12 protein-coding genes are annotated in these 12,634 nt (G+C 64.0%); 7 read left to right on the top strand and 5 right to left on the bottom strand.

The window, feature by feature from the left end; genetic code table 11:
• Positions 1-127 precede the first annotated feature (127 nt).
• From L6D80_RS04065 to nhaA, 5 genes are all read left to right on the top strand, one after another.
• Positions 128-724 (top strand): paraquat-inducible protein A, encoded by a 597-nt coding sequence (locus L6D80_RS04065; protein ID WP_054899766.1) that lies wholly within the window; start codon positions 128-130, stop codon positions 722-724.
• Entirely contained in the window at positions 721-1,365 is a 645-nt protein-coding gene (locus tag L6D80_RS04060) for a paraquat-inducible protein A (RefSeq protein ID WP_176514289.1), read from the top strand. The genes L6D80_RS04065 and L6D80_RS04060 overlap by 4 nt, the downstream gene beginning before the upstream one ends.
• The gene (locus tag L6D80_RS04055; protein ID WP_176514287.1) at positions 1,349-2,989 is read left to right on the top strand and encodes a PqiB family protein; all 1,641 of its coding nucleotides are present in this window, start codon (positions 1,349-1,351) and stop codon (positions 2,987-2,989) included. Before L6D80_RS04060 ends, L6D80_RS04055 begins: the two co-directional genes overlap by 17 nt.
• Before the next feature lie 21 nt (positions 2,990-3,010).
• Positions 3,011-3,541 carry a PqiC family protein gene (locus L6D80_RS04050; protein WP_176514285.1) on the top strand — a complete coding sequence of 177 codons (531 nt, stop codon included), beginning with the start codon at positions 3,011-3,013 and terminating at the stop codon, positions 3,539-3,541.
• A gap of 130 nt (positions 3,542-3,671) precedes the next feature.
• Positions 3,672-5,030, top strand: a complete 1,359-nt coding sequence (gene nhaA / locus L6D80_RS04045; protein ID WP_176514283.1) for a Na+/H+ antiporter NhaA — start codon at positions 3,672-3,674, stop codon at positions 5,028-5,030.
• Positions 5,031-5,087: 57 nt separating this feature from the next.
• On the opposite strand, the gene L6D80_RS04040 is transcribed toward nhaA, so the two are convergent.
• From L6D80_RS04040 to L6D80_RS04025, 4 genes are all read right to left on the bottom strand, one after another.
• Positions 5,088-6,602 (bottom strand): nucleobase:cation symporter-2 family protein, encoded by a 1,515-nt coding sequence (locus L6D80_RS04040; RefSeq protein WP_176514281.1) that lies wholly within the window; start codon positions 6,600-6,602, stop codon positions 5,088-5,090.
• Between the two features lie 128 nt (positions 6,603-6,730).
• Positions 6,731-8,089 carry an 8-oxoguanine deaminase gene (locus L6D80_RS04035; RefSeq protein WP_176514280.1) on the bottom strand — a complete coding sequence of 453 codons (1,359 nt, stop codon included), beginning with the start codon at positions 8,087-8,089 and terminating at the stop codon, positions 6,731-6,733.
• 415 nt (positions 8,090-8,504) lie between these two features.
• Positions 8,505-9,512, bottom strand: a complete 1,008-nt coding sequence (locus L6D80_RS04030) for a zinc-binding alcohol dehydrogenase family protein (RefSeq protein WP_176514278.1) — start codon at positions 9,510-9,512, stop codon at positions 8,505-8,507.
• Positions 9,513-9,649: 137 nt separating this feature from the next.
• Positions 9,650-10,447, bottom strand: coding sequence for an SDR family NAD(P)-dependent oxidoreductase (locus L6D80_RS04025; RefSeq protein ID WP_176514276.1), 798 nt, complete (start codon positions 10,445-10,447; stop codon positions 9,650-9,652).
• A 105-nt stretch (positions 10,448-10,552) separates the two neighbouring features.
• On the opposite strand from L6D80_RS04025, the gene L6D80_RS04020 reads away from it, so the two are divergent.
• Positions 10,553-11,497 carry a GlxA family transcriptional regulator gene (locus L6D80_RS04020; RefSeq protein WP_176514274.1) on the top strand — a complete coding sequence of 315 codons (945 nt, stop codon included), beginning with the start codon at positions 10,553-10,555 and terminating at the stop codon, positions 11,495-11,497.
• Between the two features lie 100 nt (positions 11,498-11,597).
• Positions 11,598-11,843 (top strand): hypothetical protein, encoded by a 246-nt coding sequence (locus L6D80_RS04015; RefSeq protein ID WP_054899756.1) that lies wholly within the window; start codon positions 11,598-11,600, stop codon positions 11,841-11,843.
• Positions 11,844-11,891: 48 nt separating this feature from the next.
• Here the strand turns inward: L6D80_RS04015 and L6D80_RS04010 are convergent, their stop codons facing one another.
• Positions 11,892-12,626 carry a Crp/Fnr family transcriptional regulator gene (locus L6D80_RS04010; protein ID WP_054899755.1) on the bottom strand — a complete coding sequence of 245 codons (735 nt, stop codon included), beginning with the start codon at positions 12,624-12,626 and terminating at the stop codon, positions 11,892-11,894.
• Positions 12,627-12,634: the final 8 nt, after the last annotated feature.

Raw genomic sequence — 12,634 nt, 5'->3', positions numbered from 1 at the left:
TGAAGCCTGGAAATTGACTAGTCTTGCCTGCCATGTAGCTGTCTTCTTGATGGACTCATTGGTGAATGCAGGCATTTGCGCTGCCATGTGCTGCTCGCATGGGCCGGGGTGCCTGCCAGGACTGGATATGGCCCAGGCGGATGACTTGATCATTTGCGAATACTGCGACGCGGTGTACCAGCGTGCGCCTTTGCAACGGCACCAAAGCGCGCTGTGCCTGCGCTGTGGCGGCGTGCTGTACCGGCACAACCCGCTGAATGTGCAGCAGCGCCTGGCGCTGTGCTTGACTGGGGGCGTGCTGCTGGTGTTCGCCAATGCCTACCCAGTGATGACCATCAGCATGGGGGGCTTGAGCAATTCGGCCACCTTGTGGGATTCGGTGATGATCCTCAGCCACGGCAGCATCACCTTCATCGCCCTGGTGCTGGCGCTGGCAATCATTTTCGCGCCGGTGCTGCAGATAACCCTGTTGTGCTGGGTGCTCTGTTTTGCGCTCAAGGGGCGCCGCGCACCGGGCTTTGCCAGCTGCATGCGCGCGCTGGAAGGCCTGCGCCCGTGGAGCATGCTTGAGGTGTGCCTGCTGGGTGCGATGGTGGCGGTGATCAAGTTGGCGGGGTTGCTCGATGTGATTCCCGGCATAGGGCTGGTTGCCCTGGCGGCCCTGAGCCTGCTGCTGATCTTCATCGCCGGTCGTGATATCCGTGACCTGTGGGTGCAGGTATGAGCGCGCCGGCGCTGGCCGAGGCGCTGCACCTGTGCCTGTGTCATGGGTGTGGCCAGGCCTGCAAGCTGCATGCGGGCATTCAGCAGTGCGGGCGTTGCGGCGCACCGTTGCACCGGCGCAAGGCCAACCCCATTGCCCGGGGCTGGGCCTTCCTGATCGCGGCATTGATTTTCTACGTGCCAGCCAATGCGTTGCCGGTGATGCGCACCGAGATGCTCGGGCAGGGCAGTGACAGCACCATCGTGGGCGGGGTACTGGAGTTCTGGGAAGCCGGTGCCTGGGACATTGCCCTGATCATCTTCATCGCCAGCATCGGCGTACCGGCAATCAAGTTCGTTTCCCTGGGGCTGTTGCTGTTCACCGCCCAGCGGCGCAGTCAATGGGCGCGTCGCCAGCGCTCGAAGCTGTTTCGTTTCGTCGAGCTGATTGGCTACTGGTCGATGCTCGACGTCATGGTGGTGGCGCTGGTAGCTGCATTGGTGCAATTGCGTGGCCTGGGCACCATCGAACCGCGGCCGGGTATTCTGTTCTTCGGCCTGGTGGTGGTGCTGACCATGCTGGCTGCCATGAGCTTCGACCCACGCCTGATCTGGGACGAACACCCACACGACAGGGAGCACGGTGATGGCGCTGGAAACTGAGAGGGGCGCCGAGCCCGGCCAGGCGCAGGTGCGCACGCGGCGCTTGAACGTGTCACTGGTGTGGATCGTGCCGGTCCTGGCGCTGCTGGTAGGGGCCTCGCTGGTGGTGCGCAACTGGATGGAACAGGGGCCGGTGATTTCAATCTCGTTTCGCACCGGTGAGGGCCTGGTGGCACACAAGACCCAAGTGCGCTACCGCAGCGTAGTGATTGGCGAGGTCAGCTCGGTGGAGCTGGCCCCCGATCGCAAGGGCGTAGTGGCCAAGGTCGAGCTGTCGAAGGAGGCGGAATCGTTCGCCACCGAAGGTGCGCGCTTCTGGGTGGTGCGCCCGCGAATTGGCGCGGGGGGCGTATCGGGGATCGATACCCTGCTGTCAGGGAGCTTTATTGGCGCCGATGCTGGCGAGTCGAAAGCCCCCGAGAAACACTTCACCGGCCTCGAATCGCCGCCGCCCATCACCTACGGCGAGAAGGGCAAGCGCTTCGTGCTCCGCGCCAGCGACCTGGGGTCGCTGGATATCGGCTCGTCGCTCTATTACCGCAGGATCCCGGTGGGCGAGGTGGTGTCCTATGCCCTGCAAGAGGACGGCCGTGGGGTGGACATCGATGTCTTCGTGCAGTCGCCCTACGACGCGTTCGTCACGCTCGATACGCGGTTCTGGAATGCCAGTGGCATCGACATGCAGATCGGCGCCAACGGCTTGAAGGTCGAGACTCAGTCGTTTTCCTCGATCCTGATGGGGGGCCTGGCCTTCGGTACGCCCGACTACGCCGCCACCGCCGCGCCTGCGGCCGACCAGCAGGCGTTCGAACTGTTCGCCGACCGCGACACGGCCCTCGCACCGCCCTCTGGCAAGGCCCAGTACCTGCGCCTGCGTTTCGACCAGTCGATGCGCGGGCTGTCGGTGGGCGCGCCGGTGGAGTTCAAGGGGGTGGAGTTCGGCCGGGTGACGTCGATCACGCTGGACTACGATCCGAAAAAGCAAATATTCCCGGTGGTGGTCGATGCGGCCGTTTACCCCCAGCGGTTGGGCCCGGTGCACCAGAAAATGCTCAAGGTGTTCAACCATACCGAGGGTGACACCGCCGGGGCCCGGCGATTGATCGGTACCTTCGTCGAGCATGGCCTGCGTGCCCAGGCCCGCAGTGGCAACCTGATCACCGGGCAGATGTTCATCTCCCTGGACTTTTATCCGGACGTGCCGAAGGTCGCCTTCGACAGGGGCGCCGACCCCATCGTCATCCCTACCGTGCCCGGCAGCCTGGAAAAACTGCAAGAGCAACTGCAGGGTGTGCTCGATCGCATCGCCAAGCTGCCGCTGGAGAGCATTGCCAGTAACCTGGACGGCACCTTGCGCGAGCTGCGCCGTACCGTCAAGCGCGTCGATGGGCAGACCCTGCCGGGGGTCACCCGCACCTTGGACGAGCTGCAGAAAACCCTGCGCACAGCCAATTCGGCGATCGCCGACGACTCGCCGCAACGCGAAAAACTGGGCGACACGCTGCAGGAACTGGAGCGCATGTCACGTTCGCTGCGCGACTTGGCGGATTACCTCGGCCGCCACCCCGAATCGATCATCCGTGGCCGGCCGAAGGCGGCAGGCGCGGACGATGTGAAACCCTGACCACGCCCAAGGAGAGAGCCGATGCGCACGCTGCCAACCCTGTTGCTGGCCCTGCTGGTGGTGCTGACCGCGGGCTGCAGCAGTGCGCCCAACAACTACCACACCTTGGTCGCAGCGCAGCCGAGCCGTGCAACGGGGGAAAAGTTCCAGGTCGAGCGCGTCAGCCTGCCGCCCCAGGTGGACCGCCCGCAACTGGTGATACGCCAGGGCGCAAGCAGCCTGGTAATCCTTGAAACCGAATGGTGGGGCGCCAACCTGGTGGATGAGTTTCGCAGCGCCCTGCAAGACCAGCTGGGCGGGCCGGTAGGCGGCCTGCCGCGGGCTGTGTTGCGCGTGGATGTGCAGCGTTTCGACACCGTGCCTGGCCAGTACGCGCTGCTGGATGCGGTATGGCGGCTCAAGCGCCAGGGCCAGGACGAACTGACCTGCCGGACCTCGGTGCAGACCCCGGCGCAGAACAGCATCGCCAGCCTCGTCGACGCCCAGCAGGTCAACCTGCAGAAGCTGGCCAGCGCCGTGCGGGCCAGCGCAGCGGGGTGCCCGGGGCCGTGAGCCGAGCGGGCGTCTGTTGGAGAAAGGGCAGGTTATCCGCTAGAATGCCCGCGGGTGCTAGCTGCATGATGCAGTGATGCAGGTTAAATAACTACGCAGGTCGGGCCGCCATGCGGGAGTGCTTGCGCCCATGCAAAAACATGTAATGCCCCGTGCCCAGCGAATCGCCCAACGCGCGTTGGCCAACTTTCAGCGTTTTCTGCACATCGAGGCCGTCAGTGGCATCGTGCTGCTGATCGCTGCCGTGGCCGCGCTGATCTGGGCCAACTCGCCAGCCGCCCACAGCTACGACGCCCTCTGGCATACACCGGTGACCCTGGGTGTCGGTTCCCTGGTGTTCTCCCAGTCCCTGCATTTTTGGATCAACGATGGCCTGATGACCATCTTCTTCCTGGTGGTGGGGATGGAAATCCGTCGCGAGATTCATGAAGGTGCGCTGTCCAGCCTGCGTCAGGCCACGCTGCCCATGGCGGCGGCCGTCGGCGGTGTGGCTGTACCGGCGCTGATCTACCTGGCGTTCAGCCATGCACCTGCCGAGCAGCAAGGCTGGGCAGTGCCCACGGCCACCGACATCGCCTTTGCGGTGGGTGTGCTGGCCTTGCTGGGCAAGTCGATCCCTTCGAATGTGCGGGTATTCCTGCTGGCCCTGGCGATCATCGATGACATCATCGCCGTGCTGATCATCGCCTTCTTCTACTCAGGTGGCCTTGATTACAGCGGCTTTGGCGTGGCCGCCATCGGCCTGCTGCTGGTGGTCGGCATGCAGAAGGTCGGCATTGGTTCGGCCTATGCCTATGTCATTCCAGGCGCCATCACCTGGGTGGGGATGTTGATGACCGGCGCCCACCCGACCTTGGCCGGTGTGATTCTCGGCCTCATGACACCGGTCAGGGCCATGCCGTTGGGCGAGCGCCCACTGGATGCCGTCAACCGATTCACCAACGAGCTGCTTGGCCACGCGAAAGCCCCACAGGCCGATGCCGGCGACCTGTTGAGCCCGTTGAAGCACCTGCGCCTGGCGCAGCGTGAAATGGTACCGCCGGTCATTCGCGTGCAGGGCAGCCTGCACCCGTGGGTGGCCTACGTGATCATGCCGGTGTTTGCCCTGGCCAACGCCGGCGTGGGGCTCTCGGGTGTCGACCTGAGTGCCGACGGCCCGTTCTGGGTAATGGTTGCTGTGGCCGTGGCGCTGATCGCCGGCAAGCCGCTGGGCATCATCACGGTCAGCTGGCTGATGGTGCGCCTGGGCTGGTGCGCATTGCCGGCAGGGGTGACCTGGCGCGGTATCACCCTGATCGGCCTGTTGGCGGGTATCGGCTTCACCATGTCGATCTTCATCGCCAACCTGGCCTTCGCTGACCCAGGCGCCTTGGGCGCCGCCAAGCTTGGCGTGTTGTCGGGGTCTGTGACCGCAGCGGTGCTTGGCCTGGCATGGGGCACCTGGAGCCTGCGCAAGGCCGCCAGCGCCGCGCGGGTGGAAGCGGGCTGATCCCCTGGAGGTTGCAGCGGTGGTAGAAAAGCGACGCTTGTGCGTCGCTTTTTTCGTTCAGTGCACCTGCTCGGGGCGCTTCCTGCGCGGCGTCGCGGTCTCTGGATGGTCATCATCGGCCTCCAGGATCGGCACCTCGTTACCGTCGCAGTCGAACAATTTGCCATCGCGGAAGAAATCACCTTCGTTGAGCCCGGCGATGTCGCGGTAGCGCAGGGTGCGTTCACTGGCGGCGACGAACACCGACTGCTGGTCGGAATTGCCGGCCCGCAGGTGGTTGAACAGCAGGTTGAGCAAGATGGCCATGATCGCTGCCGAGCTGATACCCGAGTGGAAAATGGTCTCGACCCAGGTCGGGAAGTGGTGATAGAAGCCCGGTGCCGCGATCGGGATCATGCCGAAGCCGATCGAGGTGGCGACGATGATCAGGTTCATGTTGTTGCGGTAGTCCACCTGCGCCAGGGTGCGGATGCCACTGGCCGCGACGGTGCCGAACAGCACCACGCCGGCACCCCCGAGCACGGCGGTAGGCACTGCGGCAATCAGCCGGCCCATCACTGGCAGCAGCCCGAGCGTTACCAGGATCAACCCTGTGCTGGCGACCACATAACGGCTTTTCACGCCGGTCACGGCGACCAGCCCTACGTTCTGCGCAAAGGCGCTCTGTGTAAAGGAGCCGAACAACGGCGCCAGGACGCTGGAAATCATGTCTGCCCGTAGGCCGTTGCCCAGGCGTTTGGCGTCCACCTTGGTGCCGATGATCTCGCCTACGGCAAGGATGTCGGCGGAGGTTTCGACCATGGTCACGATGATCACGATCAGCATCGAGATGATCGCCGCGATCTGGAACTGCGGTGCGCCCAGCGGCAGGACTTGCGGCAGCGCAACCAGTGGGCCATCGAGCACGCGGGAGAAATCAGTCATGCCGAACGCCGTCGCTACCAAGGTGCCGATGACCATCGCCAGGAGGATCGACAACCGCGAAATGCTGGCGCTGCCCAACTTGCTGAGCAACAGCACGGTGGCCAGGGTGAACGCCGCCAGGGCGATGTTCGACGTGCTGCCGAAGTCGGCGGCCTGGCTGTTGCCGCCCATGGCCCAGCGCGCGGTGACCGGCATCAGCGTCAAGCCGATGATGGTAATGACGATGCCCGTTACCAGCGGTGGGAAAAACTGGATGATGCGCGAGAATAACGGCGTGATCAGCAGCCCGATCAACGACGCCGTGATTACCGCACCGAACACCACCGACAGGCCGACCGAGCCGTTACTGCCGATGATCGCGAGCATGGTCGCCACGCCGGCGAAGGACACCCCTTGAACCAACGGCAGCTGGCAGCCGAAGAAGGGGATGCCCAGCGTCTGCAGCAAGGTCGCCAGGCCGCCGGCGAACAGTGAGGCAGCGATCAGCAGGCCGATGTCTGCCGCAGCGATGCCGGCTGCCTGGCCGAGGATCAGCGGCACGGCGACGATGCCGCCATACATGGTCAGCACATGCTGCAGCCCATAGGCCAGGTTGGCGCTGGCGCCGAGGTTCTCGTCTTCCGGACGAGGTGTAGCGGGAGAAGTCATGGTGGATAGCTCGCTTTTGTTTTTGTAATGCGTCTAGCAGCACGGTTTCAGTCGCGGTTGTGGAACGGTGTGTACACAATCGGCTGCGGGCCGTTGCGCCCGTGGTGGCGCGCACCGGCCCGCACCGGTCACTCGCCGGTAACCAGTTGCCGAGCCAGGCGGTTGTGGCGCTCCAGCACCACGGGCAGGTCAACCGTGGTGATGCGGCCACCTCTGACCACCACGCGGCCGTTGATCACGCTGGTGTCGACGTGGGTCGGGGTACAGAACACCAGGGCAGCGAGTGGGTCGTGCAGGGCGCCGGCATAGGCCACATGGCCGAGGTCGAAGGCCACCAGGTCGGCGACCATGCCCGGGGCCAGGGCACCGATGTCATTGCGGTTGAGTACCTTGGCACCGCCGAGGGTGGCGATTTCCAGCGCCTCGCGCGCGGTCATCGCATCAGGGCCGAAGCCTACCCGCTGCAGCAGCAGGGCCTGGCGCACTTCACCGATCATGCTGGCGCCATCGTTGGACGCCGAACCGTCGACCCCCAGGCCCACCGGTACACCGTGGTCGCGCATCTTGCGCACCGGCGCGATGCCCGAGGCCAGGCGCATGTTCGAGCAGGGGCAGTGGGCCACACCGGTCCCGGTCCGGGCGAACAGCTCGATGCCGTGCTGGTCAAGTTGCACGCAGTGGGCGTGCCAGACGTCGTGGCCGACCCAGCCCAGGTCCTCGGCGTACTCGGCCGGGGTCATGCCGAATTTTTCGCGGCTGTAGGCGATGTCATTGACGTTTTCGGCCAGGTGGGTGTGCAACGACACCCCGTAGCTGCGAGCCAGGACTGCGGCCTCGCGCATCAGGTCACGGCTGACCGAGAAGGGCGAGCAGGGCGCGACGACCACACGCAGCATCGAGCCATGGCTGGCGTCGTGGTAATCCTCGATCAGGCGCTGCGACTCCTTGAGGATCGCGCTTTCCGTTTCCACCACCGAGTCCGGCGGCAAGCCACCCTGGCTGCGCCCCACGCTCATGCTGCCGCGGGCGGCATGGAAGCGCATCCCGATTTGCGCGGCGGCATGGATGCTGTCGTCGAGCTTGCAGCCGTTGGGGTAGATGTACAGGTGGTCACTGGAGGTGGTACAGCCCGACAGCATCAGCTCGGCCATTGCCGTCTGGGTCGACACGGCGATCATGTCAGGGGTCAGCCGGGCCCAGATCGGGTACAGGTTGGTGAGCCAGTTGAATAGCTCGCCGTCCTGCGCGGCCGGCACCACGCGGGTGAGGCTCTGGTACATGTGGTGGTGGGTGTTGACCAGGCCTGGAATGACCACTTTCCCGGTCATGTCCAGTACCTCGTCGGCCTGTTGTGGCAGTTCGTCGCTGGGGCCGACCTGCTTGATCAGGTTGTCCTCGATGTACACGCCACCGTGTTTGATCTCGCGGCGTTCGCCGTCCATCGTCACCAGCAGTTCGGCGTTTTTTATCAGCAAAGTCTTGGGCATTGGTGTTCCTTTCCCGTGATGGGACGGGTTGCAATTCGTCTGTGCAGACGCCCGGTTTTCGATTTGGAGCCAAACCCTGGAAACCAGGCGCTGTGTGTAAACACGGCATGGGCAGCCGGGCCGGTCAGAGCCGCCGAGCGCGCGGCGGCGCCGAAGCACACAAGCTCGGTGCAAGGCGGCGGTGGGTGAGGCAGGAGAATGGGGCAACGGCGAATGCGGCGATTGGCGCACGGTGCTCAAAGGGGGCGAGCAGGTTGGGGAAGTGCATGGCTTGTGCCTGTCGCTATACGCAACGGCGATTACCGTTGTCGTAGGCGCGGCATAATGTAAACAGAATTACCTTGTTTTGTATACGATGAATCTGAAGCGAGCTCAGCGGCGCGCCGAACCTCTCAAAGGGCACGCCGCTGGGGGGTCAGAAACCTTCCAGCACGATCTTGCCCTTGGCTTTCCCGCTTTCGATCACGGCGTGGGCGCGCTTGAGGTTTGCGGCATTGATGGTGCCCAAGTGCTCACCCAGGGTGGTCTTGAGCACGCCGTCGTCCACCAGCGCGGCGACCCGTTCCAGCAGGCGGTGCTGTTCGATCATGTCCTCGGTCTTGTACAGCGAACGGGTGAACATCAGCTCCCAGTGCAGCGACAACGATTTGCGCTTGAGCGGCATCACATCCAGCTGCGCCGGGTCATCGATCAGGGCCAGTTGCCCTTGGGGGCGAAGCACCTCGACGATCTGCGGCAGGTAGGTGTCGGTGTGGGTCAGGCTGATGACATGGTCAACTGTGTCCAGCTGCAGCGCCTGCAGCTGCGGTGCCAGCAAGGCGCTGTGATCGATCACATGATGGGCGCCGAGTTCGCGCACCCAGGCTTGGGTTTCTGGCCGCGACGCTGTGCCGATCACCGTCAGCTGGGTAAGCTGGCGAGCCAACTGGACCAGAATGGAACCCACGCCACCGCCCGCGCCAATGACCAGCAGGTGCTGCCCTTTCCCACCGCCTTCCTCCACACCCAGCCGGTCGAACAGCAGTTCCCAGGCGGTGATCGAGGTCAGGGGCAGGGCAGCAGCGCTGGCGTTGTCCAGCGTGCGCGGCTTGTGCCCAACGATGCGCTCATCGACCAGGTGGAACTCGCTGTAGCTGCCCGGGCGATCGATAGCCCCGGCGTAGAACACTTCATCACCCGGCTGGAACAACGCCACTTCACTGCCGACCTGGCGCACGACACCGACCGTGTCCCAGCCCAGCACCTGGGGCTGGCCAGCGCTGCTGCGTGCGCGCACCTTGGTATCGACCGGGTTGACGGCGATGGCGTGCACTTCGACCAACAGGTCGCGGGCACCGGGCTTCGGTTGCGGCACGTCCACTTCGTACAGGGCCTTCGGGTCGTCGATTGGCAAGCCGGGTTGCTCGAATACAATGGCTTTCATGGGGCTAGATCCTTTACACAGCAGGGATGTTGTCAGCCTAATCGCCTTGGTCTATCGCAAAAACAGGGGAATCAGAGAAAGACTTTCAGTATTGGAGTGAAAATTGGCCGGCGGCCTTCCCTGGCAACGGTGGCTGTTCACTTACCGTTGTAGCGCGGTGCCAACTGGTTGTTGGAAAGCTGGCCGATCAAGGCCTGGCGGCTCGCTTCGTAGGTATTGAACGCTTGCAGGTCATGCAAGGAGGGGATGGAAATCAGCACACGCTCATCGAAGTCTTGGAGCGCTCCGTCAACCAAGTCCGTGGCCGACATCACGATCGCCGGGTCGAGGTTTTCCACCGGCAGGCCACCGATCTGCCAGAAGTCCGTGGCGGTCGCACCGGGCAGAACCGCCTGCACCTGGATGCCCAACCCGGCCAACTCCTTGTGCAGCGACTGGCTGAACGCAGTGACGTAGGCCTTGCTGGCGCCATACACGCCATTGAGCAGCTCGGGCGCCAGGCTGACAACGGAAGAAATGTTGATCACCGCGCCCTGTTGCCGGGCGACAAACCCAGGTACCGCCGCGTAGGTCAGGCGGGTGAGGGCAGTGATGTTGAGGCCGATCATCTGGGCCATGCGCTCGACATCGCTGTCCAGCAGCGGGGTGTGGGTGCCGATACCGGCATTGTTCACCAACAAGGTGATGCTGGCATCTTCGCGCAGTTTGCGCTCCAGGCGGGCCAGGTCCTGGGCATGGCTCAGGTCGGCAGGGAACACTTCGACGTGTTGCTGGGTGTCGTTGGTGATGCGAGTGGCAAGTGCGTTGAGGCGGTCGCGGTTGCGAGCGACTAACACCAGATCATAACCGCGGCGTGCCAGGGCTTGGGCATAGACCGAACCGATGCCGGTGGATGCGCCGGTGATCAGCGCGGTGCCTGTGTGAGTCTGCGTCATGGTCAAGCTCCGTTGTTGGGGTTGAAGCCATGATGCCGGGCATTGCGAATGTCTTGAATGACGCATAAGGTAGTGTTTCAGGACATTTGAAGTGGGAGCCCAGGCATGCACCGAGTCGGCTATCTGATCCCCGAGGGTTTCCAGATCATGTCACTGGCGACCCAGACCGTTTTCGAGCTTGCCAACATTGCCGCTGGCGCAGGGGTATACCGGGTCGAGAACTATTCCTTGCACGGTGGGCCGGTGCGTTCCTCCCTAGGGATGCACATCGACACATTGCCGCTCACCGCTGCTGGCCTTGCCGATACCTGGATGGTGGCCGGCACGCTCACGCCGCTGACGCCACCCAGCGATGAGGTGCTGCACCAGGTGCGCGGCTTCGTCGACAGTGCCCGGCGTACCGCCGGGCTTTGCACCGGCACCTTCGTGCTGGCCCAGGCCGGGGTCCTGGACAACCGCCGCGCAACCACGCACTGGGCGTATGCCAAGGCGATGCAGCAGGCGCACCCCAGGGTGGTGGTGGAAGAAGACCGCATCTTCATCGTCGACGGACCGGTATGGACCTCGGCAGGCATGACCGCAGCGTTGGACATGGCCCTGGGCATGCTCGAAACGGACTTGGGCGTGGAGCTTGCCCGTTCGGTCGCGCACAAGATGGTCATGCACCAGCGGCGCTCCGGTGGGCAGTCGCAGCATTCGGAGTTGTTGGCCCTGGCGCCGAAGTCCGACCGGATCCAACGCGCCTTGGATTACGCCCGCAGGCACCTGAACCGGCCGCTGAGCGTCGAAGAACTGGCCCAGGTCGTGCACCTGAGCCCACGACAGTTCGCTCGGGTGTTCACCGCCGAAACCGGGCAGTCGCCTGCCAGGGCCGTGGAAAGCCTGCGCCTGGAAGCGGCCCGCCTGATGATCGAGCAGAGCCGTCACAGCCTGGATACCGTGGCCAGAGAAACCGGCTTCAGAGACCGTCGGCATATGCGCGAGGTGTTCATGCGGGGCTTTGGCGTGCCGCCGCAAGCGGTGCGCCGGGATGCCCGCCGCGTGGTATAGCCCGGGCCGGGGCAGGTCAGTTGGTCCGATATAAAACCTACCGCGGTGGACAAGGCGCACACTCTAGGAGCTCAGGACTTCTGGGCATTGAGAGGTGCGTATGACCACTGGCAAGAGCTTCACAGAGATCGAGCCCCCAGTCGCCAAACCGGGTGAGGACGAAGACTGGCCAACCGGGGAAGACGATAGCGAGGAAGACCAACGCCCCCAGGCAGAAGACCGCGACGATCATGTAGACGACACACTGAGCAGAGAGAGCGAACGTGGCTCTGGCCACCCCGACCCGTCGCGGGCGTCTGAGGCGGAGCGGTACAGCTATCAGCCCTGGCAGAAAATGCGGCCATAAGGCGTTGGCGTCAACGTTTCGGGGCTGCACGGCAGCCCCTCGCAGGGTTCAGGAACGGGCAGGGCGCGCCGGCGGCAAGTAGGGCAGCAGGCGCTCGGTTTCTTTCTTGACCACCGCATAGCATTCGCAACTGAGCTGTTCCAGGTGGGCCCTGTCCAATACCTTGATGTGGCCGCGGCTGTACTCGATCACTCCCAATCGCTGCAGTTTGCCGGCGGCATCGGTCACACCCTCACGGCGCACGCCGAGCATGTTGGCGATCAGTTCCTGGGTCATGCGCAGCTGGTCGCCAGGCAGGCGATCCAGTGACAGCAGCAGCCAGCGACACAGTTGCTGGTCGATGGAATGGTGCCGGTTGCACACTGCGGTCTGCGCCATCTGGGTGATCAGCGCCTGGGTGTAGCGCAGCATCAGCATCATCAGCTCGCCATGGCGGTTGAACTCATCCTTCAGGGCTTGGGTGGGCAGGCGATAGGCGTGCCCGGCGCTTTGCACGATCGCACGGCTGGGTGTGCTTTCGCCGCCCATGAACACCGCAATGCCCACCAGCCCTTCATTGCCCACCACCGAGATTTCCGCCGAGGCGCCATTCTCCATCACATACAGCAATGAGACGATCGCATCGGTCGGGAAATAGACATGGCGCAGGGTGTCACCCGACTCGTAGATCGCCTCGCCCAAGGCCAGGCTCACCCGTTCCAGGTCCGCCTCCAGGCGGCTGAGCGTTTGCGCCGACAAGGCCGCCAGCAAGTGATTTTGTTGGAGTTTGCTGGCAGGTTGCATGCTCGGGA

Origin of the sequence: Pseudomonas ceruminis, from assembly GCF_021602025.1 — a bacterium.
GTDB classification, from domain to species: Bacteria; Pseudomonadota; Gammaproteobacteria; order Pseudomonadales; family Pseudomonadaceae; genus Aquipseudomonas; species Aquipseudomonas ceruminis.
This window is presented reverse-complemented; position numbering and strand designations above follow the sequence as displayed.